This window comes from Pontibacillus yanchengensis Y32, from assembly GCF_000770635.1.
GTDB lineage: Bacteria > Bacillota > Bacilli > Bacillales > BH030062 > Pontibacillus > Pontibacillus yanchengensis.
Genome location: NZ_AVBF01000033.1, coordinates 21772 through 45395, shown reverse-complemented (window position 1 = coordinate 45395; position 23624 = coordinate 21772). Strand labels below are relative to the sequence as shown.

At 36.5% G+C, this 23624-nt stretch carries 22 protein-coding genes; 16 read left to right on the top strand and 6 right to left on the bottom strand.

Going from position 1 to position 23624, the window contains the following annotated elements; translation table 11 throughout:
* The first annotated feature begins 236 nt into the window (after nt 1-236).
* From dapD to N782_RS12490, 4 genes are all read left to right on the top strand, one after another.
* Complete coding sequence (gene dapD / locus N782_RS12505; protein ID WP_036820426.1) at nt 237-956, top strand: 2,3,4,5-tetrahydropyridine-2,6-dicarboxylate N-acetyltransferase; 720 nt, start codon at nt 237-239, stop codon at nt 954-956.
* Between the two features lie 68 nt (nt 957-1024).
* Nucleotides 1025-2140 carry an N-acetyldiaminopimelate deacetylase gene (locus N782_RS12500; RefSeq protein ID WP_036820423.1) on the top strand — a complete coding sequence of 372 codons (1116 nt, stop codon included), beginning with the start codon at nt 1025-1027 and terminating at the stop codon, nt 2138-2140.
* 82 nt (nt 2141-2222) lie between these two features.
* Complete coding sequence (locus N782_RS12495) at nt 2223-2471, top strand: YkuS family protein (RefSeq protein ID WP_036820421.1); 249 nt, start codon at nt 2223-2225, stop codon at nt 2469-2471.
* A 116-nt stretch (nt 2472-2587) separates the two neighbouring features.
* Nucleotides 2588-3883, top strand: a complete 1296-nt coding sequence (locus N782_RS12490; RefSeq protein WP_036820418.1) for a hemolysin family protein — start codon at nt 2588-2590, stop codon at nt 3881-3883.
* Nucleotides 3884-4615: 732 nt separating this feature from the next.
* On the opposite strand, the gene N782_RS12485 is transcribed toward N782_RS12490, so the two are convergent.
* Entirely contained in the window at nt 4616-5464 is an 849-nt protein-coding gene (locus N782_RS12485) for a mechanosensitive ion channel family protein (RefSeq protein ID WP_036820416.1), read from the bottom strand.
* Nucleotides 5465-5865: 401 nt separating this feature from the next.
* On the opposite strand from N782_RS12485, the gene N782_RS12480 reads away from it, so the two are divergent.
* The 4 genes from N782_RS12480 to N782_RS12465 all read left to right on the top strand — a co-directional run bounded on the left by N782_RS12480 (nt 5866) and on the right by N782_RS12465 (nt 10806).
* Nucleotides 5866-6408 (top strand): peroxiredoxin, encoded by a 543-nt coding sequence (locus N782_RS12480; RefSeq protein WP_036820413.1) that lies wholly within the window; start codon nt 5866-5868, stop codon nt 6406-6408.
* An 87-nt stretch (nt 6409-6495) separates the two neighbouring features.
* A complete protein-coding gene (locus N782_RS12475; protein WP_036820408.1) occupies nt 6496-6945 on the top strand; it encodes a TlpA family protein disulfide reductase in 450 nt (149 codons plus the stop codon).
* Nucleotides 6946-7189: 244 nt separating this feature from the next.
* Complete coding sequence (locus N782_RS12470; protein WP_036820405.1) at nt 7190-8947, top strand: ABC transporter ATP-binding protein; 1758 nt, start codon at nt 7190-7192, stop codon at nt 8945-8947.
* A gap of 14 nt (nt 8948-8961) precedes the next feature.
* Nucleotides 8962-10806, top strand: a complete 1845-nt coding sequence (locus N782_RS12465; RefSeq protein ID WP_036820402.1) for an ABC transporter ATP-binding protein — start codon at nt 8962-8964, stop codon at nt 10804-10806.
* 157 nt (nt 10807-10963) lie between these two features.
* On the opposite strand, the gene N782_RS21550 is transcribed toward N782_RS12465, so the two are convergent.
* Complete coding sequence (locus tag N782_RS21550; RefSeq protein ID WP_161783108.1) at nt 10964-11164, bottom strand: hypothetical protein; 201 nt, start codon at nt 11162-11164, stop codon at nt 10964-10966.
* Between the two features lie 134 nt (nt 11165-11298).
* Here N782_RS21550 and qoxA point away from each other — a divergent pair, with 134 nt between their 5' ends.
* The 4 genes from qoxA to qoxD are packed head-to-tail and all read left to right on the top strand — an operon-like array spanning nt 11299 to nt 15078.
* On the top strand, nt 11299-12183 hold the full coding sequence (gene qoxA, locus N782_RS12460) for a cytochrome aa3 quinol oxidase subunit II (RefSeq protein WP_052111322.1): 885 nt from the start codon (nt 11299-11301) through the stop codon (nt 12181-12183).
* A gap of 17 nt (nt 12184-12200) precedes the next feature.
* Nucleotides 12201-14153: a cytochrome aa3 quinol oxidase subunit I gene (gene qoxB, locus N782_RS12455; protein WP_036820399.1), complete on the top strand. Its 1953-nt coding sequence runs from the start codon at nt 12201-12203 to the stop codon at nt 14151-14153.
* A gap of 3 nt (nt 14154-14156) precedes the next feature.
* Entirely contained in the window at nt 14157-14768 is a 612-nt protein-coding gene (gene qoxC / locus N782_RS12450) for a cytochrome aa3 quinol oxidase subunit III (protein WP_036820397.1), read from the top strand.
* A 1-nt stretch (nt 14769) separates the two neighbouring features.
* Complete coding sequence (qoxD, locus tag N782_RS12445) at nt 14770-15078, top strand: cytochrome aa3 quinol oxidase subunit IV (RefSeq protein ID WP_036820395.1); 309 nt, start codon at nt 14770-14772, stop codon at nt 15076-15078.
* A 326-nt stretch (nt 15079-15404) separates the two neighbouring features.
* Here qoxD and N782_RS20760 read toward each other — a convergent pair whose 3' ends face one another.
* Nucleotides 15405-15704: a spore morphogenesis/germination protein YwcE gene (locus tag N782_RS20760; RefSeq protein ID WP_052111321.1), complete on the bottom strand. Its 300-nt coding sequence runs from the start codon at nt 15702-15704 to the stop codon at nt 15405-15407.
* Nucleotides 15705-16072: 368 nt separating this feature from the next.
* On the opposite strand from N782_RS20760, the gene N782_RS12435 reads away from it, so the two are divergent.
* From N782_RS12435 to N782_RS12425, 3 genes are all read left to right on the top strand, one after another.
* Nucleotides 16073-17428 carry a cytochrome ubiquinol oxidase subunit I gene (locus N782_RS12435; protein WP_036820393.1) on the top strand — a complete coding sequence of 452 codons (1356 nt, stop codon included), beginning with the start codon at nt 16073-16075 and terminating at the stop codon, nt 17426-17428.
* Nucleotides 17425-18438 carry a cytochrome d ubiquinol oxidase subunit II gene (locus tag N782_RS12430; protein WP_036820390.1) on the top strand — a complete coding sequence of 338 codons (1014 nt, stop codon included), beginning with the start codon at nt 17425-17427 and terminating at the stop codon, nt 18436-18438. The genes N782_RS12435 and N782_RS12430 overlap by 4 nt, the downstream gene beginning before the upstream one ends.
* A 181-nt stretch (nt 18439-18619) precedes the next feature.
* Entirely contained in the window at nt 18620-19291 is a 672-nt protein-coding gene (locus tag N782_RS12425) for a potassium channel family protein (RefSeq protein ID WP_036820387.1), read from the top strand.
* A gap of 413 nt (nt 19292-19704) precedes the next feature.
* On the opposite strand, the gene rnjA is transcribed toward N782_RS12425, so the two are convergent.
* A complete protein-coding gene (gene rnjA / locus N782_RS12420; protein ID WP_036820384.1) occupies nt 19705-21372 on the bottom strand; it encodes a ribonuclease J1 in 1668 nt (555 codons plus the stop codon).
* A gap of 3 nt (nt 21373-21375) precedes the next feature.
* The gene (locus tag N782_RS12415) at nt 21376-21585 is read right to left on the bottom strand and encodes a DNA-dependent RNA polymerase subunit epsilon (protein WP_036820382.1); all 210 of its coding nucleotides are present in this window, start codon (nt 21583-21585) and stop codon (nt 21376-21378) included.
* Between the two features lie 598 nt (nt 21586-22183).
* Here N782_RS12415 and N782_RS12410 point away from each other — a divergent pair.
* Entirely contained in the window at nt 22184-22960 is a 777-nt protein-coding gene (locus N782_RS12410; RefSeq protein ID WP_036820380.1) for a Cof-type HAD-IIB family hydrolase, read from the top strand.
* 96 nt (nt 22961-23056) lie between these two features.
* On the opposite strand, the gene def is transcribed toward N782_RS12410, so the two are convergent.
* Nucleotides 23057-23611, bottom strand: coding sequence for a peptide deformylase (gene def, locus N782_RS12405; RefSeq protein WP_036820377.1), 555 nt, complete (start codon nt 23609-23611; stop codon nt 23057-23059).
* Between the last annotated feature and the right edge of the window lie 13 nt (nt 23612-23624).

Below are 23624 nucleotides of genomic sequence, written 5' to 3'. Positions count from 1 at the left end.
GAATCCAAGTCTTCAATATAATGGTGCTATTATGGAGGAACATAAAACTATTTTATTATTATATCAACAGCAAACTTTAACACAGCCTTTTTATAAGTAAAATTTAATCTTTTGGTAAAGTGGTAGAAATAGCGTTCTTTAAATTATTTTGGACAAAGTTATTTGCTTGTCACTACACATTGTGTTTGATAAAGTAAAACAATAAAGGAATATACATATTAAAGGAGGAACTAGACATGGAACAAATGGATGCAAATGAAATTATTTCTTTTATTTCAAATAGCAAAAAATCAACTCCTGTGAAAGTATATATTAAAGGGGAGAACCTAAAGACGCTTGATTTTGGTGAGAATGTAAAAACATTCGTTGATAACGAAACGGGTGTTCTTTTTGGGGAATGGAAAGAGGTAGAACCTCTTTTGAAAGAACATGAGGAAGCGATTGCTGATTACGTAATTGAAAATGATCGACGTAATTCAGCAATACCAACGTTAGACTTGAAAAAAGTAAACGCTCGTATTGAGCCGGGTGCTATTATACGTGATCAGGTTGAGATTGGTGATGGTGCCGTTATCATGCTAGGCGCTGCTATTAATATTGGATCTGTTGTAGGCGAAGGCACTATGATTGATATGAACGTTGTACTTGGTGGTCGTGCTACAGTAGGTAAGAATTGCCATATCGGTGCTGGCGCTGTCTTAGCAGGTGTTATTGAGCCACCTTCTGCTAAACCAGTTGTGGTAGAAGATGAGGTTGTCGTAGGTGCAAACGCAGTTATTCTAGAAGGGGTTACAGTAGGCAAAGGATCTGTTGTAGCAGCAGGATCTATTGTTACTCAGGATGTTCCTCCAAATACGGTTGTAGCTGGTACCCCTGCAAAGGTCATTAAGGAAATTGATGATCAAACAAAAGGGAAAACAGAAATTAAACAAGAACTTCGCAAATTAGACGATTAATAATCATGAAGCAGGAGGACTACTCCTGCTTCTTTTCTATATGATGTAATAAATAATGAGGTGATTTAATGAAAAGTGAAAAATTAATAGAGGTTAGAAGAGACTTGCATCAAATTCCTGAACTTGGTTTCAAGGAGACAAAAACTCAGCAATACTTATTAAACTTTATTCAGCAGTTACCTCAAGATTTTTTACAAGTTAAAACGTGGAAAACCGGTATTCTTGTAAAAGTTTTAGGAACTGATGCTATAAAAACGATTGCTTATCGTGCTGATATTGACGCTCTTCCTATACAGGAGGGTACAGGTTATGCGTTTCAATCCACACATGAAGGGAATATGCATGCGTGTGGGCATGACATGCATATGACAATTGCATTAGGAGCATTAACTCGTTTGGCTAAAGAACCAGCTGAACAGAATGCGTTATTTTTATTTCAACCTGCTGAAGAAGGTCCGGGAGGAGCGCTACCTATGATTGAGAGTGAGGAAATGAAGGAATGGTGGCCAGATATGGTTTTTGCCTTACATATAGCTCCCGAGCTCCCTGTAGGAACAATCTCGTCTCGTAAAGGGTTACTTTTTGCTAACACAAGTGAATTATTTATTGATTTCAAAGGGAAAGGTGGGCATGCTGCTTATCCTCATTTAACTAGAGACATGGTGTTAGCTGCGAGTCAGTTCACAGTGCAAGCACAACAAATTGTAGCTAGAAATGTTGACCCTTTAGATTCAGCTGTTTTAACAGTTGGAAAGATTTCAGGAGGTTTTGTGCAAAATGTAATCGCTGAAAATGCTCGCTTAGAAGGGACAATGAGATCATTCCATGCGGAGACAATGGACTTACTAAAAGAAAGAATTGAGGCATTAGCTAAAGGTACCGAAATTAGTCAAGAGTGTTCCATTACAATCGATTATGGATCAAATTACTATCAAGTACGTAATTCAGATGAGTTTATAGAGCCTTTTGAGAAAATAGTTACGGATCAAGGGTATCATTATAAAGAATCTAAACCAGCAATGACGGGGGAAGATTTTGGCTATATGCTTCGAGATATTCCTGGATTTATGTTTTGGCTTGGAGTTGATTCCCCGTATGGGTTACATCATAGCAAACTACAACCTAATGAAGAAGCTTTAGAGATAGGAGTGAATGTAGTAGAGGCTTCGTTACGCCAATTATAGAGCTTCTGGTGCATACCTTCTTTTGTTCAGGATAAACTATATGCTGAACGATTTCGTTCTATATTCAAAGGAGGGATGTACTATGGCTAAAGTTGGAGTAGAAGGAACTCTTTCAGATGTTCGTGAAGCATTACAGGCTAAAGGGTACGATATTGTTGATTTAAGAAGTGAAGAAGATGCAAATGGCTGTGATTGCTGTGTAATCTCTGGTCAAGATAAAAATGTTATGGGGATGGCAACAGCCTCCACACAAGGGTCTGTCATAAATGCTGATGGTTTAACAGCTGATGAAGTCTGTCAGGCAGTAGACTCTAAAGGTATAAAAGCATAAACAAAAGGGCTGACTGATATACATATAAGTCAGCCCTTTAAAGAATTATTTTGGGATAGAAGTCTGTGGAATTAACAGCACTCTAAACCTTTTTTATTGGATAGGGAGAGGTCATAATGATTGCTTTAAAACTTTCAATTGTAGCATTATTAATTATTTTAACTGCATTTTTCGTAGCAAGTGAATTTGCTATTGTAAAGATTAGAAAATCTCGTTTAGAATCAATGGCTCAAAATGGAAATAAAAAAGCAAATTTAAGTCTTAAGCTTGTGAAAAATTTAGATGACTATTTGTCTGCTTGTCAATTAGGAATTACAATAACTGCCTTAGGATTAGGTTGGTTAGGTGAACCGACCATGGAAAAATTGATTCATCCTTTAATTGAAGCCTTTGCTTTGCCAGAAGCGCTAACCCATACCATTTCTTTTGCAATTGGATTCTTTATTATTACATTCTTACACGTGGTGTTAGGGGAATTGGCACCGAAGACTTTAGCTATACAAAAAGCAGAAGCCATTTCTTTACTAATTGCGCGCCCTCTAATTTGGTTCCATATTATTATGTATCCACTAATCTGGTTACTAAATGGATCCGCTAATATACTTGTACGTATGTTTGGATTACAAACTGCTAAAGAACAAGAGGAAGTGCATTCAGAAGAAGAATTACGACACATACTAACGCAAAGCTATCATCAAGGAGAAATTACTCAAGCAGAGTATAAATATGTAGATCGTATATTTGAATTTGATAATCGCTCAGCTAAAGAAATAATGATACCAAGAACGGAAATGGTAGTCATTGACTTAAATGATTCTATTATGGATATTATTGAAATGATGAAGCAAGAACGTTACACGCGTTATCCAGTAATTAATGAGGATAAGGATGATATAGTTGGTATCGTTCATATGAAAGAGCTTTTTTATGATGAGTGCGATGAGACGAGTCAAGTTCGAGATTATATAAGACCTGTACGAAAGATATTTGAAAATGCTCCCCTTCGTGATTTATTAGTAACCATGCAGAAAGAACACACACATATGACTGTCTTGGTCGATGAATATGGTGGAACGTCAGGTATTGTGACTGTAGAAGATATACTGGAAGAGATAGTTGGGGAGATAAGAGACGAATTTGATCATCAGGAAGAACTTCCTTTGGAAACGTTAGAAAACGGTCATAAACTGCTTGATGGCAAAATGTCTATACAGGATGTAAATGATTACTTTGATTTAGAATTAGATCACGATGACGTCGATACTATTTCTGGTTGGATCATGATGCAGGATATGGAAGCGGATATAGGTACTGAAATTGATGTCGGTAAATATCGTTTTAAAGTAAAAGATTTAGAGGACTCACATATTAAGAAAGTAGAAGTATGGAAGAGGGAAGATGAACAAGCCTAAACTATGAGTTTAGGCTTGTTTTAGTAAGAGAGAGTATTGATAAATGTTTAAATGATGCATTGTAAATATACATTGCGGGCTGCTGAAATGTTGTTATCAGAAGCGGCAATTGTAGGAGAACTTTTTGACAGACATATGATCTCTTACTTCCTGTAAAAACCCTCTTTTGGAGAGGCTAACGGACATATATTATCTTATTTGTGAAAAAAACACACTATATTAAGGTAATTTAGGCTAAATAGCGTACTTGATGAAGGTGTCTATTAACTCTGGATAAGTTTGAGTCTCATTCAAACTCACTCCAATTTCATGGTTATTAGGCTAAAAAATAGATATATCACTCTAAAAAAGCCTAATTGTGGGGGGGCTTTGCCCATTATTAACTCCAAATATTATATCGGTGGATGGTTTCCACAGTTAATAGACAGCTTCTGGATGTCCGTTACAAATGGAAGATACCCCTGAAATCGAAGAATAAGATACTATATGTCCGTTAGCATAGCATCACATTGGGTCATAATCCATTCCTTGCTTCGTGAATACCATTATTCGGAAAACGTTTACTCTAATTTGGCCACATTTATTCTATCTAAGGAAAGGAAACATCCCTCTTATCATCTTCAACATAATGGGGCCTAATATGGTAAAAGTATATAAAAAAGAGTTTGGAATTAATCCAAAACTCTTTTAAGTGTGGAGTATAGTGCTGTTAAAGGATAATCACTTTGAAAACTATGATTGTTCTTCATGTTTTGTAATATAAACTTGGTGAGGAAATGGAATTTCAATTCCTTCTGCATCTAGTGCTTCTTTCATACGCTTACGTAAGTCGCGTTCTACAGCCCATTGTTGCATGTTTTCTGTATGACCAAGTATTCTCAAGACTACATCAGAGGAACCTAGACCTTGTACTCCAAGTACATTTGGTCCATCTTTAATGCGTTCATCATTTTGGGCGAAATCATCGCAAACTTTTTGCAATACTTTTACAGCTTCATCGATATTCTCACTGTAAGCAATACCAATATCAACTAGTGCACGCATGTTTCCTCTAGAGTGGTTACTAATAGTACTGATGTGACGATTGGGAATGAAGTTTAAAGTGCCATCAAAGCTACGAATTTTTGTAGTGCGTAGCCCTACTTCTTCCACAACGCCATTCATCCCTCCGGCAGTTACATATTCATCTACTTCCACTTGCTTTTCCAGTAAAATGAAGAAACCAGTAACGACATCGCTAACAAGTCCTTGTGCACCAAAACCAATAGCTAGTCCAATAATACCTGCTCCGGCGATCAGAGGGGCTAGTTTAATTCCTAATAATCCAAATAATGTAGCAATTAAAATAAAGCCTAAAGCATAGGAATAAACATTTAGTATAAGTTTTTCTAGCGTTTTAGATCGACCTTCTGATAATTTTTGTTTCTTTCCAGCTCCATTAATTAAACTTTTAATGATTCGCTTTCCTAGTGGAGAAACAATTAAAAATACTAGGATCACCAAACCAACTTTCAATCCTGCAGTGATAACTGAATCCAGCAATGCTGTCCAACTAAATTCTCCATCTTTGAATAAATTCATATAATCTCCTTTCCAAATCATTATAAAATTACATATGTAAGCATTATGTAATTTACTATACCTTACATAAAAGAACCATTTCAAATGGTAATGCTCGAAATATATCAATCTTTGACATACATTGTCATTTCACTTTTAATTAGTTCTTAAAACATTCTATAAAGCATATCACTTCTCATTTATTCGTTTTTATTGTTTAATGAGAAATGTAGTAGGGAACAATGATAAAGGTTTGATGGTATTCATAAGGTAACACATCCAGATTAAATTAATTATTAAATAACATTGACTAAAAATTGAGGCTTCGTTATAATATAAAATGTGGTTGAGAGGTAATTTGAATAACCATCAATAATTGCAAAAAATGATGTAAATACTTACTAATTAATGGAGGGATTATCATGGCAGAACGCATGGTAGCAAAACAAGCTCCACGCTTTGAAATGGAAGCTGTTATGCCTAACAAAGAATTTCAAAAAGTAAGCCTTGAAGAAAATATGAAAAATGACAAGTGGACGGTTCTTTTCTTCTATCCAATGGACTTCACTTTTGTTTGCCCTACAGAAATTACAGCAATTTCTGATCGTTACGATGAATTCGAAGATCTTGATGCAGTAGTAGTGGGTGCATCTACAGATACAGTACACACTCACCTTGCATGGATTAACACAAGTCGTGATGAAAATGGTCTTGGCGATGTTTCCTATCCATTAGCCGCAGATACAAACCATCAAGTATCAAAAGACTATGGTGTTCTAATTGAAGAAGAAGGTATTGCACTTCGTGGACTTTTCATTATTAGTCCTGAAGGTGAATTAAAACATGCTACAGTTAACCCTGACGAAGTTGGTCGTGACGTGGACGAAACACTTCGCGTACTTCAAGCACTTCAAACTGGTGGACTTTGCCCAGCAAACTGGAAGCCAGGTCAGGATACTCTATAATAGTAGAGGGAACACTAAGGTCTAACTGTTTAGTTAGACCTTTTTCCTATCTAATAAACTGCTTGTAAATAAAAGGAGGACTACCTTATGAAACTTAGAGCTCCAATGCCTGAACTTAAAGGTGCTACCGAATGGATTAATGGGGAGGTAACCAAGGACGATCTTCTTGGAGACAAGCCAACACTTATTCACTTCTGGTCTGTAAGTTGTGGGCTTTGCAAAGAAGCAATGCCAAATGTAAATGAATTCCGTGATCGTTATCAAGATGATCTTAACGTTGTAGCTGTTCATATGCCTCGTTCTGAGAAAGACTTGGATTTAGACCAAATCAAGCAAGTAGCTGAAGAACATGGGATCTCACAGCCAATATTTGTAGACAATAAACACGAACTAACAGATGCCTTCGAAAATCAATACGTACCAGCTTATTATGTATTTGATGAAGAAGGAAATCTTCGTCACTTTCAAGCCGGCGGTGGCGGAATGAAGATGCTAGAAAAACGTGTAAATCGTGTTCTAGGAAATAATGAGAAGTAATATCTTATTTAATAACCCGATCCATTTGGATCGGGTTATTTTTTTGAATAGCTATCATCCAATAAATTAAACTAAGTCATAATAAAGCCCAAGCTTCAGTCTAAAGTTGTAGTTAATTCCCAACTATAGATGGAATGTTTTAAAATTTTTAAAAAATTAAGGCGAATGGGTGGAAATTTATTTCGATACTCGATATATTTATAATTACGTTAGAATCTTGGAGTAGAAAAAGGAGGGGGCACTATTGGATACATTAAAAAAGTTAAAAGAGTATTACATGCCATTTAAGAAGTACTTTTTTACATCTTTATTATTCCTAATCTTAGTTACCGGAATTACTGTTGTGTACCCAATTGTTTTACAAAAAACGATTGATGATGTTGTAGAACCTGAGCGATATGAACTGATTCCATATATAGCAGCAATATTTATTGGATTAATGATTATTAAGGGTATAGCAACTTATTTTCAGCAGTACTTAGGTGATTTGTTTGGGATTAAGTCAGTCTATACATTAAGAGATGGTTTATATAAAAAACTTCAACGATTGCCATTTCGCTATTATGATAACGCAAGAACGGGAGATTTAATGTCTCGATTGACTGCGGACGTCGAGGCATTTCGCTTTTTCCTTTCCTTTGGTTTTGCAGAATTAATCCGTATTACGTTGCTGATTGTCATTAGTTTAGGTGTTATGTTTTATTATTCTGGGCAGTTAGCTCTAGTCACAATGGCTGCAATGCCGTTCCTAGGTGTAGTAGTGTATAAATTTGACAAACGTGTTCATCCAGCTTTTAGAGGTATTAGAAAAGCATTTGGAAGAATGAATACGAGGGTGCAAGAGAATATAAGTGGTATGAATACAGTAAAGTCCCTATCTAGAGAAGACTTTGAAATTGGTCGCTTTGTTGATCGAAATGATGATTATCGATCAAATTATTTACAAACATCTAACATTTGGGCCAAGTATTTCCCACTTATGGAGTTCATTGGAAATATATGTGTTGTGGCGTTGTTGGCCTTTGGTGCTTATCTCGTTATCAATGGGTCATTGAAGATAGGAGAATTAACTGCATTTTTTAGTTTAGTATGGTATATCTTAGGTCCATTAATGAATCTCGGCTTCGTAATTAACCTTTTTTCTCAATCAAAAGCTTCAGGGGAAAGGTTACTTGAAATATTAGAAGCTAATGAAGATATCCAAGAGATGGAAGCTCCAATTCGAAAGGCACGACTAGATGGGCATGTAACATTTAAAAATGTCACGCTTTCGTATGAGGAGGATGATGATTCTGCTCTAAAGGATATTAGTTTCGACGCACCCCCAGGAAAAACAATCGGTTTAATTGGTGCAACAGGTTCAGGTAAAACAAGTATCACTCAATTAATTACTCGCTTCTATGAACCAGAAAAAGGTGAAGTACTAATAGATGGGAAACCAGTTTATGAATATGGATTAAAAGAGTTACGAAGCAATATTGGTTTTGTATTACAGGAATCATTTTTATTCTCCACTACCATAAAAGAGAATATAGCATATGGAAACCCTCAAGCTAGCATGGATGATATTGTTGATGCAGCTAAGCGGGCGCAAGCTCATGACTTTATTATGGAAATGCCTAATGGATACGACACGTTACTCGGAGAAAGAGGTATGGGACTTTCTGGAGGTCAAAAGCAACGTGTAGCTATTGCAAGAGCTATCCTTATTGATCCTAGTGTATTAGTGCTTGATGATGCAACATCTGCTGTGGATATGGAAACAGAGCTGCAAATACAAAGAGCGTTAAAAGAAGTGATGAAAGGAAGAACTACATTCATAATAGCTCACCGTATTTCTTCATTAAAACATGCAGACGAAATCATCGTTCTTGAAGATGGAAAAGTAGTAGAACGAGGTATTCATGATGAACTTCTTAGCAACGGAGGTCCTTACCAACGGATTTACGATATTCAGTATCAAGATAAAGAAGCCATCATGGAAGCAACCAAAAGTTCATAAGGAGGTGGGAAAGGATGGCAAGAAGAACGAAAGACCAAAAAGCAGTTAGTCCACATCTAAAGCGTTTTAAGTACACGCAAGATCAAGCTATTGATAAACCATTTAACTGGCAACAAATGAGAAGATTATTACAATATGTGAGACCCTATTCCAAAACGTTGCTACCTTTAGCAGTACTCGCCATGCTTGTATCAACGATTGTTCGATTAGTAGTTCCAATTCTTATTGGTAAAGTAGTAATCGATGTGGCGATTGAGGATAAAAATATGAATCTTCTCATCCAACTTGTAGTTGGAATTGCGATTCTCTATTTACTAAGTTATGTAGGAAACGCATTACGAATTAGGTGGGTAAATATTTTAGGTCAGAATGTTATTTATGATTTACGTAAACATCTATTTTCCCACGTTCAACGTTTGTCGCATCGTTTTTTTGATTCCAAGTCAGCTGGCTCCATTCTTGTTCGAATAATGAACGATATCAATTCATTGCAAGAGCTATTCACGAACGGAATCATTAATTTACTGATGGATGTGGTGACGTTAATTGGGATTATCTGTATATTGTTATTCTTAAGCCCTAAATTAGCGCTTGCTATTATGGTAATACTACCGATTATGTTCTTTATATCGACGAAACTTCGCAAACGTATCCGACGTTCATGGCAGCAAGTTCGTATACAACAATCTCGTTTAAATTCACACTTAAATGAGAGTATTCAAGGTATTCGTATTACTCAATCATTCTCTCAAGAAAGAGAAAACACAGAGTACTTTGATGGTGTTAATACAGATAATTTCGAAAGCTGGCGTAATGCGACAAAGAAGAGTGCTATGTTTAGACCTTTTGTCGAGATGAGTAATGCAATTGGAACAGTTATCTTAATTTCTTATGGGGCTTACCTAATAATTCAGACTCCAGCAAATGGAGGCATAGAGGTTGGTACATTTGTAACATTCGCCTTTTTCCTAGGAATGTTCTGGGAACCTATCTCACGTCTAGGTCAGATGTATAATCAACTTTTAATGGCTATGGCGGCTTCAGAGAGAATTTTTGAATTTCTAGATGAACAACCTAATGTTGAAGAAAAAAGTGATGCGGTTGTCTTAGATGACATTAAAGGTCATATAGAATTTGATCATGTTCAATTTGCTTATGATGAAGAGCGTATTGCTCTTCATGATATTAATTTGGAGATGAAGCAAGGGCAGACAGTGGCATTAGTTGGTCATACTGGTAGCGGAAAGTCTACTATTGCAAATCTAATTAGTCGTTTTTACGATCCTACTAAGGGAGCAGTTAAGATCGATGGCCATGACCTTAGAGATGTAACGTTAAATAGTGTACGTCAACAAATTAGCGTTGTGCTACAGGACACTTTTATTTTCTCTGGTACGATTATTGAAAATATCCGGTTTGGACGTCCAGACGCTTCTGATGAAGAGGTAATGGAGGCAGCTAAGGTAGTTGGTGCTGATGACTTTATTCAACGACTTGCAAATGGATATGAAACGGAAGTAGAGGAACGAGGTAATATTCTCTCTGCAGGTGAACGCCAATTATTGTCATTCGCTAGAGCTCTTCTTGCAGATCCTAAAATCATAATTCTAGACGAAGCAACATCAAGTATTGATACAGAAACAGAAATGAAAATTCAAGAAGCATTGCGTAAACTATTACATGGCCGAACGGCAATCATCATTGCTCACAGACTTTCAACAATTCGTGAAGCAGACAATATCTTCGTTCTTGAACATGGTAAGATTTTAGAACAAGGAAGTCACGAGGAGTTAATGCAATTACGCGGTGAGTATTTCGATTTAGTAAAAACACAGTTCCAAATGCTAGATGCAATGTAGATGAAATGTTAGCCCTTCTCCACTATATAGTGGAGAAGGGCTATTTTTTTGCTGTTTAGCTTACTATTATAAAATTCAATGCTTGTGTATAACTGAAAAAGTGATGTAGCCACGTCCAGCTCCAGAGCCTAGCGACTAGCAAACTTCCTGCACCTCCTTACGATAAGTCAACATCGAATCGCTGTCGCTCTTCGTGTTTTTCCTTTATCTCATATGGAATCAGGTGAAGTTCGATTAAGGTCGCTACATCACGTAGCAACATCGGACCAATCCACGTCCTGTAGGCAGCAGTTTGTACGTCCCTAACCGGCGCAAGAAATTGGTTTACATTTCTAATTTCGTGACGATTGTATGACACATTTTCTTGAAATCGATTTCTAATAAAAAAATTTTGTTACTATAGCAAATACGCTCATTGTTAGATGCAAAGAGTTTTGTGATAAATTGAATAATCTAATACTTAAAAATTATACAAGGTAGGTGACCTTATATATGAAACAGATAAAGCATCTATTATTATTTAGTTCTTTACTTATTTTCTTAAGTGGATGTAGTGCACTTCCAGTATTAGATCCTAAGGGGCCTGTAGCAGATGCACAGAAAGACCTTATTGTATGGTCTATATCTCTAATGCTGATTGTTGTAGCCGTTGTGTTTGGGCTTTTTGCATTTATTATTACGAAATATAGAGAACGCCCTGGCCACGACTCCCATGAACCAGATGAGATGGAAGGGAATAAATGGCTTGAGATAATCTGGACAGTAATCCCTATTATTATTGTTATTCTGTTAGCTGTACCAACAGTTAAGACAATATACGAATTGGAAGAGGCACCAGAGAGCTCAAAAGACAAAGAACCACTGATTATTCATGCAACATCAGCTAATTGGAAATGGTTTTTTAGTTATCCGGAGCAAGAAATTGAAACGGTTAATTATTTGCATATTCCTGAAGATCGACCTATATTATTCAAACTTTCATCAGCAGATTCCATGGCAGCACTTTGGATTCCGCGTTTAGGTGGTCAGGAATACAACATGGCAGGCATGCTTACCGAGATTTACCTTCAAGCTGATGAACCAGGCGTTTATCAAGGTCGAAATGCAAACTTTACAGGTGAAGGCTTTACCAAGCAACAATTTAAGGTGTATGCCGAATCACCTGAGAAGTTTCAAAATTGGGTGAATAAAACACAGAATGAGGCTCCGGCATTAACACAGAACAAGTACGATGAGCTTCTGTTACCTGGACATGTTCCTCGTCAAACCTATTCTTCCACTCACTTACAATGGGTGAATCATGCAAAGAATGCAGAATATGCAATAAAAGCAAGAGAGAGACAAGGCTACAATCCAGAAGAAGCTGAATCTCACTAGGTTAGGAGGCGACTAGAATGCAGTTAGATGAATTTTTCGTCACTGGTGACCCTTTGATATACGGAGCTGATGTTTCCATTATTCTCAGTTTGATTGGGATTATCTTTGTATTAACAAAGTATAAAAAATGGAAATGGCTTTGGAATGAATGGCTCACGACAGTCGATCATAAAAAATTAGGTGTCATGTATATTATTTCTGCAGTGTTAATGCTTTTTCGCGGTGGTGTAGACGCAATGCTCATGCGGGCACAGCTTACGCTACCAAACAATGAATTTTTGGATTCATCACACTACAATGAAATATTTACGACACACGGTACAATCATGATTATATTTATGGCAATGCCATTTCTAATCGGCCTTATGAACGTAGTTGTACCATTACAGATAGGAGCAAGAGACGTTGCGTATCCATTTTTAAACGCAGTTAGTTTTTGGACTTTCTTTATGGGAGCCATGTTATTCAATATATCATTTATTATTGGTGGTTCTCCTTCTGCTGGATGGACATCTTATGTTCCTATGGCAGGAAATGAATTAAGCCCAGGGCCTGGTCAGAATTATTACTTACTTGGGTTGCAGGTTGCTGGTATAGGTACTCTGCTTACAGGAATTAACTTCTTAGTTACGATTCTTAAAATGCGAGCACCTGGTATGACGTTAATGCGTATGCCAATGTTCACTTGGTCTAGTGCCATTACATGTGTCCTTATTATTTTCGCTTTTCCAGTTTTAACAGTAGCACTAGCATTAATGACATTAGATCGTATTTTTGGTGCTCACTTTTTCACTCTCATGGATGGTGGTATGCCGATGCTTTGGGCAAATCTATTTTGGATTTGGGGACACCCTGAAGTTTATATCGTAATACTACCTGCTTTTGGTATCTTTTCCGAGGTTATTAGTACATTCTCAAGAAAAAATTTATTTGGTTATAAGGCAATGGTTTATTCCATGGTTGTGATTGCTCTATTAAGCTTTATAGTTTGGGTGCATCACTTCTTTACAATGGGAGCGGATGCATCAGTGAATTCTTTCTTCTCGCTAACGACAATGGCTATTGCAATTCCAACTGGTGTGAAAATCTTTAACTGGCTACTCACGCTTTACAAAGGTCGAATTAAAATCAATACCGCAATGCTATGGTCACTTGCATTTATTCCGAACTTTGTTATTGGTGGAGTAACAGGAGTTATGCTAGCGATGGCAGCAGCGGACTATCAATATCACAATACGTACTTCTTAGTTGCCCATTTCCACTATGTGTTGATATCGGGGACAGTCTATGCTTGTTTCGCTGGGTTATATTATTGGTATCCAAAAGTATTTGGTCATAAATTAAACGAAACATTAGGAAAAATTAGTTTTTGGATTTTCGTAATTGGTTTTAATGTTTGCTTTTTCCCAATGTACTTCTTAGGGTTCGCTGGTATGCCTCGACGTGTTCATACCTATGCAGAAGATACAGGTTGGTTTGAACTAAATGCCGTAGCGTCCGTTGGTGGTGTACTAATGGCAATTGGATTCGTCATTATTGTGTATAACATCTATTACAGCATCCGATATGCAGAACGTGTGAAAACAGGAGATCCATGGGATGGTCGTACACTAGAGTGGTCAACTCCAGCACCAGTTCCTTATTATAACTTTGCTAAGATCCCTGACGTTCATGGTCTCGATCCGTACTGGCAAATAAAAAAAGAAGGGAAGCAAGAGCTAGATATTGAGGAAGAACGACTTGAACAGATTCACATGCCTGATAATTCTGGAGTTCCTGTTATTATGTCAGTACTTTTATTTATAGCAGGATTTGGTCTTGTTTTTGAATGGATGTGGATGGCAATCGCAGCAACCATTGGAGTTATTGTAACAATGATTATGCGATCCTTTGACCCAGATGAAGGTCACCATGTTGAAGTAGAGGAAATTAAAGAAATTGAACGAAACGTACGTAGGAAGGAGGACTAGACAATGAGCCACGATGAAGCGATTGATCCGAATCAACCATTGGAATTTCAAACAGAAAAAAGTCGTTTAAACATTCTTGGCTTTTGGATTTTCTTGGGTGCAGAAATTGCCCTGTTTGGGACATTGTTTGCAACGTATTTTGTGCTGACAGGTAGATTGGCAGATGGACCTGGACCTTCTGAGTTATTTGAATTAAGAGGAGTGCTCATTGAGACGTTCATACTTCTTACGAGTAGTTTCACTTGTGGAATTGCCATTCATGAAATGCGAAGGGGAAGCAGAAAAGGTTTGATGATTTGGTTTATACTCACCATGCTTTTAGGTTTAGGCTTTCTATACTTTGAAATTGAGGAGTTTATTCATTATATACACGAAGGAGCTTCTCTACAGACAAGTGCATTTTGGTCCGCATTCTTTACTTTACTAGGTACACACGGTGCTCACGTAAGTCTGGGGATTGGTTGGATGACTATGATTTTAATTCAACTTGCTCGTAATGGTTTAAATTCAACTACAGCTAGAAAAGCCTTTATTATTTCATTATATTGGCACTTTTTAGATGTTGTTTGGATCTTCATCTTTACTGGTGTGTATTTATTAGGGATGGTGATGTAATATGACACAAAACTCTCATAGTAATTTCCCATGGAATCATGTGATTGGCTTTATATTGTCTATAGCTCTAACGTTACTTTCAGTATGGATCGCTCTTTATACAAGTTTATCTATAACGGCTATCATATGGATTATTGTCTCCTTAGCTATCATCCAAGCAGGAATTCAGCTATTTATGTTTATGCATATACGAGAAGGAGAGGGAGGTGCCCAAGTATTCACGATGGTTTATAGTGCGATCATTGGTGTGATTATTGTTGCAGGGACAATTTGGGTAATTAACTCCATGATGCATAGCATGTCTATGTAAGAATTTCCGGTTAAAAAGAAGCATGAGTTTAACTAACTCATGCTTCTTTTATCGTTTAGTGTATTATAAAATCCAACAGTTTTGTATAACTAAAAAAGTGAAATGGCCACGTTCAGGTCCAGCGCCCAGCGACTAGTATGCTTCCCTCGCCTCCGTACGATAAGTTAACATCGAATCACTCATGTCTTCGTGTTGCCTTTATCTCCTTACTGATTCAATGGAAGTTCAATTAAAACCGCTGCGTCATACAGCAACATAGAACCAACCCACATCGTGTGGGCCGCAGCATATACTTCGCTAGCAGGGCACCCCGAGCTTTTATTCTGCTATGTTAATTTCTTCTTAGTAATATGAGGGAACTTTTCAAATATATGCTCGCGAGTTTTTTGATTGTGAAAGAATATAAGATAAAAAGCGATATGAGCATAGATTAAATTAAGTAAAGATAACGTCAATAAACTACCATATAAGAAACCACTTGTTTGTATGGAAAAGAATTCAGTAAAGAAAAATCCCCACATACCAGCGATGAAAGGGAGTTGTACGATTGCTGTCCCACGGTGTTCCATCCATAAAAATAAAGGCGTTATACTTGCAAAAAGGGCATATACCATTAACACATCCATGTCATTCACTCCGATCTTTCAAATTGTGAAGGATGATACTTATGACGAAATTGTGAACATTTTTCTTATTATTACTATATCAACCTTTGAACATTATGAAAACCCTTACAATTTAAGTTTGGACACAGAAATTTCACATTTATACTAATGTTAAATTGTTGTGTCCAATTGTTTTTTTTTATAAACTGGGAATATATCATGATTGTGAAATTTGTCACAAAACAGTCACTCTATGTTACGCATTTGAGAGTTTGTATAATGTACACTGAAGGTATTATGGTTAAAAAGAAGTACATGAATCTACAAGACTATTAAAGATGTAGAACTATTTAATAGTCGAGCTTATTTTTAAAAGGGGGCAACGTAAAATGATGGAGTTTGATAGTGTAACAATGAGTCGTATGTTAACGTCCCTGACGTTGGCCTTTCATATTATATTTGCAACAATTGGTGTTGGAGTACCACTCATGATTTCTATTGCTGAGTTTATCGGTATTAAGAAAAAAGATGCCAATTACACTCTCTTAGCTAGAAGATGGACGAGAGGGTTTGTTATTACGGTTGCAGTAGGAGTTGTAACTGGTACTGCAATAGGTCTACAGTTGTCTTTGTTATGGCCGAGCTTTATGCAAGTTGCAGGAAATGTTATTAGTCTTCCATTATTCCTTGAAACATTCGCATTCTTTTTCGAGGCCATTTTCTTAGGGGCTTATCTGTACACGTGGGATCGATTTAATAACCCAATCTATCACTGGTTATTTTCTATTCCTGTTGTAATTGGTGCAGGGATGTCAGCATTCTTTATCACCACTGTTAATTCGTTTATGAATACGCCACAAGGTTTCGAATTAGAAGGAAGAACTATTACAGATATTGATCCTTTAGAAGCAATGTTTAATCCGGCAACACCTACAAAAGTATTTCATGTGTTGTCATCCAGTTATTTAACATCTGCTGCTATACTAGCTGCTATTACTGCGTTTATCATATTGAAGAAAAAATCATCTAATTACCATAAAAAAGCACTAAAACTAACGATGATAGCTACCTTCTTCTTCGCAATTTTAACTGCTATTGCAGGAGACTTATCTGCCAAATTCCTAGCAGATGAACAACCAGAAAAACTTGCAGCAGGTGAATGGCATTTTGAAACAGAAAAAGGTGCTGACCTTATCTTATTTGGGACACTAAATGAGAACAATGAAGTAGAAAATGAAATACGGTTGCCAAATGCACTCAGTTTCTTGTCACATGGTGATTTTAATAGTGAAGTCGTTGGATTGGACCAATTTCCAGAAGAGGAAACACCACCCCTTTGGATTCATTATATGTTTGACTTAATGGTTATGCTCGGTATGTATGCTTTAGGAGTATCCTTTTTATATATTGTACTTTCCAAATTAAAACGTTGGAGTGAGCACAATAAATGGCTATTGTGGCTCATTGTATTGAATGGTCCTTTTGCGATGTTGGCTATTGAGTTTGGATGGATTTTTGCTGAAGTTGGACGCCAACCTTGGATATTAAGAGGCTATATGAAAGTTTCAGAAGGTGCTACCACATCACCACACGTTGATTGGATGTTCCTGCTGTTCCTTGGTCTCTATATTTTACTGGGTGTGATTTCCGTCTCAGTATTACGCAAACTATTCTCTGATAACCCAGCTGAAGTAGAACTTGAGCATAGATATCCAGAAGTCGATCAAAGAGGTGTTGATGTATGAGTTACGAATTAGTAGGAATCACAGTATTATGGATCTTTCTGTATGGCTATTTAATCGTAGCTTCCATTGATTTCGGCGCAGGATTCTTTGCTTACTATGCAAAACAAACCAAGCAGGACCACATTATTAACAAAATTATATCTCGTTACTTATCTCCTGTATGGGAGGTAACGAATGTATTTTTTGTTTTCTTCTTTGTGGGTTTAATCGGGTTCTTTCCAGATACAGCATATTATTTCGGACAAACCCTATTGATACCAGGTAGTATCGCGATTGTCCTATTAGCAATCAGAGGGTCCTTCTATGCATTTGAAAATTATGGTTCGAAACAAAGTTCAGTCTATATGTTTTTATATGGAGCAACTGGATTATTTATACCCGCATCGCTAGCTACAGCTCTTACGATTTCTGAAGGAGGATTTATAGAAGAAACCTCTAATGGAGTACGTCTACTGACTGGAGAGCTTCTAACAAGTCCTTACTCTTGGAGTGTAGTTTTCTTAGCTATTGTTTCTGTGTTATTTATTAGCTCTGCCTTTTTAACGTTTTATGCTAATCGTGCTAATGACAAACCAGCTATGGAACTTGTACGAAAGTACATGATCTTTTGGAGTTCACCAACCATCATAGCAAGTCTTACAACGTTTATTGCGATGAGTCAGCATAACCACCGTCACTTTGAAAAAATGTTAGATCTTTGGTGGATGTTTGGTTTATCTGTTGCGTTCTTCTTAGGCGCGGTTTTCTTAGTGTACCAGAGAAAACGTTTAGGATTAGCTTTTATTTTCGTTATGTTCCAATTCTTCTTCGCATTCTTTGGATATGGTGCAGGTCATTTACCTTATCTATTAGAGCCATATATTACGCTACAGAGTAGTGTTACCAATGATACAATGGGCTTAGCGTTAGTAATTGCCTTTATAGCAGGGCTTTGCTTATTAATACCTTCATTAATTCTATTAATGCGGATGTTCTTATTTGACGCAGATTACGTAAAAGGAAATAAATAAGTTATGAAAAACTGTCCATTCTTAGTATAAAGCATGGACAGTTTTTCTCTTTGTGGAAAGAATCTTTCCTTGTCTATTCCTTTTATGGTAGACTTGTATCGTTAGAACATAATATCGGTAAAATTTTAAATGAAAGTGATTGCTAACCTAAATGGTTAGTACATAGATGGGGGCAAGAGCTATGAAGAAAGAATATGCTGTAATCGGTTTAGGTCGCTTCGGTGGAAGTATTTGTAAAGAATTAAGCCGTGAAGGTATGGAAGTTTTAGCAATTGACGTTGACGAAGACAAAGTGAATGAATATAAAGATATAGCATCACACGCCGTAATAGCAGATTCGACAGATGAAAATGTATTAAAAGAATTAGGCATTCGAAATATTGACCATGTAATCGTTGCTATCGGTGATAATATTCAGGCCAGCATTTTAAGTACATTAATGTTAAAAGAATTAGGTATTAAGAAAATCACAGTAAAAGCTCAAAATGATTATCATGAAAAAGTTCTAAATAAAATCGGCGCCGACCAAGTTGTTCACCCTGAACGTGATATGGGTAAACGTATTGCGCATAACATCATTTCAAATAATGTACTTGATTATCTTGAATTATCAGATGACCATTCTGTCGTTGAGGTTAAAGCGGGTGAGAAGATGATTGGCAAGACATTAGTTGATTTAGACATACGTGCCCGTTATGGATGTAACGTAGTGGGAATTAAGCGAGATCGTGAAATTAACGTGTCTCCAATGGCTACTGAAACAATTCTTGAAAATGATGTACTTATTATCATTGGTGAGGATAAAGATATATCAAGGTTTGAAAAGAATCTTGTTGTTGAAGACGATGATTAATGTATTAATAAAAGTTAATCGATATAGAGGCATACACGCTAGCTTACAAATTAAACCGCATGGGGGTTAATGAACTCCCATGTTTTTTTTTATTTAATACGATCAATTGAAAAATACTTATTCCAAGTAAGAGACATAACTTTGAAGACTTGGAGTTGAGATAATTATTGGTTAGGGCGTGGGTCCTGATGCTTAAGTAAGGATTGGGTTCCCTCCCCGGCCACCTTTATTCTCACAAAAGCTACGGAAACATCCCTCTCTTCCATACTAAACAGGTAAGATAATGGCTCTGTAAGTTACAAATATAATAAACAAAAATACCCCCAATCCATTGAATGTGGATTGGGGGTAATAACGTTTAAAAGGGGTTTATGATTTATCGTAAGAGGTTAATCAGCATTAGTATTCTGGTATTAAACCTCCATAATAATCGGTAAAATCATTGGTTTACGCTTCGTCTTATCATAAAGGAACGGTGCAATAGTATCTGTAATCTCATTCTTGATTTCAGACCACTGCGTAGTACGGCGTTCCATTACTTTGTCTAGGTGTTTTGCAACAATTTTTTGTGCTTCATTTATTAGGTCTTCTGATTCGCGCATGTAAACGAACCCACGGGAAATGATATCTGGACCGGAAGATATTTTGAACTCCTTCATGTTGATGCTGACAACTACGATAACAAGCCCTTCCTCTGAAAGGATACGACGATCACGAAGTACAATGTTTCCAATGTCTCCGATACCGTTTCCATCTACATAGATAGAACCAGATGGGATTTTTCCTGCTATCATTGCATTTTCCTTGCCAAGGGCAAGTACATCACCATTTTCCATAATAAAGCAATCGCTAGGATCCATTTCGATGTCCTGTGCTAATTTCGTATGCATTTTTAACATACGATATTCACCGTGAATAGGCATGAAGAATTTAGGCTGCATTAATCGTAACATCAGCTTCTGTTCTTGTTGTCCACCATGACCTGACGTGTGAATATCATTAAGAGAACCGTGAATAACTTCTGCTCCTGCACGATAAAGCATGTTAATGACACGACTGACACTTACTGTATTTCCTGGTATTGGTGATGAAGAAAATACTACTGTATCACCAGGGATAATTTGAATTTGCCTGTGAGTGCCATTTGCAATTCGAGATAGAGCTGCCATAGGTTCACCTTGAGAGCCTGTACATAAAATAGTTACTTCATGACTAGGCAATCGATTGATTTGTGCATGATCAATAAACGTGTCTTTTGGTGCTTTAATATACCCTAATTCGATTCCAATATTAATGGAAGCTTCCATACTTCTACCAAAAACAGCTATTTTACGATTGTGTTGCACAGATGCTTCTACTACTTGTTGTAATCTGTGTATATTAGAAGCAAAGGTTGCAAATATTAATCTTCCTTTTACTTTACTGAAGATATTGTCAATACTTTCCCCTACAACTCTTTCAGACATTGTGAAGTCTGGGATTTCACTATTTGTACTGTCAGAGAGAAGGCAAAGAACGCCTTCCTTACCAATTTCAGCCATCTTTTGTAGGTTAGCTGGTTCACCAACTGGTGTAAAATCAAACTTAAAGTCTCCAGTGTGTACTACATTTCCTGGAGGAGTTTTTACTACGATACCAAAGGAGTCAGGAATACTGTGTGTTGTACGGAAGAAAGTCACAGATGTTTTACGGAATTTAACAACTTCATCTTCTTGTATTGTATGAAGTTTAGTATTCCGTAAAAGTCCGTGTTCTTCTAATTTGTTTTTAATAAGTCCGATCGCTAATTTACCACCATAAACAGGGACATTTAACTCTCTTAACAAGTAAGGGATCCCGCCGATATGATCCTCATGTCCGTGTGTGATAAATAAACCTTTAATTTTGTCTTGGTTTTGTACCAAATAAGTGTAATCAGGAATAACGTAGTCAATACCAAGAAGTTCATCTTCGGGGAATTTAATCCCTGCATCTATCAGGATGATTTCATCCTGAAATTGAACTCCATACGTATTTTTTCCGATTTCCCCAAGACCACCTAGGGCAAAAACCGCAGTTTGGTCATTTTTTACAAACTTCATTGATTATATATTCTCCACTTTGAAGTCTTCAGATTTTTTTTCATATTCAAGGTGGTCCTCATCTAAGGCTTGAACATATTCAATGTTTAGATTGCGATCGGCTAATTTGGAACGAACTTGTCTTTCAGTTTCGGCTTCTACATAAGTGCTTGTTGTACGTTCACGAACAGGTACTTCCTTTGACTCCTCCTGATAGAGTACTTTAAATATCATAATTCAATCTCTCCTAACATCCTGGTTATTTCCGTATTCTTGTCCTATGTCCAATAATAGCATGTTTTGGTTTTGTATGGTAATGATACAATGCTCTTTTCAAGAGAAGGGTATATAAAGCGAGTTATTCATCGATCAAAATGTTAAGCTAGCGATTTTTTACTCATTATATCTTTCAAACGCTTCTTAAGCTTTTCCTTCAAACGTTTTAACATTATATCATACAACCCCTTTCTTTATACGAAGAAAAGCTGTATAAAAAAACGTTCTGCCGATCAAATTCCCTCTTACCTATAGTATAGTATCTTTTCAGTAAGAATTGAATAGTTAGGAAGAAGAGAATTTGAAAATCTTTCTCATTTCGTCTTTTAAGCTGATCTTTATTATAAAATGAGAGGAGTATCGTCCAGAGCTAATATCTTATTTAGTAGTATGTACATATAATTAAAAATCTTTACACTCTTAGCTTAATTAAATAGATTATATATAAGAAAATTACTTGTCTTTACCTAGTATTTGTTAGGACATGATACAATGAGTTGGAATGTAGAAGTATATATAAGATTATAAACACGTGTGGAAAGTGGGGAGCTATATTATGACTAAACCAATTGTATTTTTAGATATAGATGGCACTATACTAGATGAAGAGAAAAAAATCCCAGAGTCATCTAAGGAATCGATACAACAACTAAAAGACAAAGGAATCCTTGTGGCTATTGCTACTGGTAGAGCTCCGTTTATGTTTGAACACATACGGAAAGAATTAGACATCCATTCCTTTGTTAGTTTCAATGGGCAGTATGTTGTATTTGAAGGCGAAGTGGTATATCAAAATCCTCTTTCTACAACTAGTATTGAGCAATTATATACACAAGCACAACAATCTGGTCATCCAATGGTTTTTCTTAATGAAATGGGAATGAGAGCCAGTGAAGAGGAGCATTCACATATAAGCGAAAGCATGGGGAGTTTAAAATTTGCTTACCCTGAAATCGATTCCGAATTCTATAAGAACCAAAATATTCATCAAGCTCTACTATTTTGTACAAAAAACGAGGAGAGTCAATATTTAGATACGCATGATTATCTTGATTTTATTAGATGGCATCAATACTCATTGGATGTCTTACCTCTAGGCGGCTCAAAGGCGATTGGCATAGAGAAGTTTATTGAACGCACAGGCTTAAAAAAAGAAAACACATATGCTTTTGGAGATGGACTGAATGATAAAGAAATGATTCAGTTTGTAAATACTGGCGTTGCAATGGGAAATGCTCAACCAGAACTAAAGGACTTGGCTGATGTAATAACCAAAAATGTCGAAGAAGATGGTTTAACTCATGGTTTTCGTATGGTTGGGTTATTAGAATAGTTATTTTCAATAATATAAAAATCCTAGCACTAAAATTATGTGCTAGGATTTTTTATTTAAAAAACCTTGCTATAAAAGCTTTTTACTATTAATTTTTTATTCATCTGCAGGAGTTGCGTTTTCCGGCTCCTTAAATGGGTTATCTTTATTAATGTGGTCGTAAAACATAATTCCATTTAAATGATCGATTTCATGTTGAAAAACTATTGCTGCAAAACCACGTAGACGTAATTTAACTTCATTCCCATCAAGGTCAGTACCTTTTACTGTAATACGAGCATAGCGAGGCACATATCCTGGTACATCACGATCAACGGATAAGCAACCTTCTCCAGAGGTTAAATAAGTTTTTTCTACAGAATGACTTACTATTTTAGGGTTAATTAAGCCATAACTATATTGCTTATCATCAAAATCAACAAAATGAACAGCTAACATTCGTTTAGATACATTAATTTGGGGTGCTGCTAAACCAACTCCTGGCCGAAGGTTATATTCTTCTGCGATTTGGTCATCCTGACTATTTTTAATAAATTGTAGCATGTTTTCTAATGTTTTTTGATCTTCTTCAGAAGGCGGAAGAGGTACTTCATTTGCTACCTCACGTAACACCGGGTGCCCTTCTCGAACGATATCTTCCATTGTAAGCATAAGGTTACACATC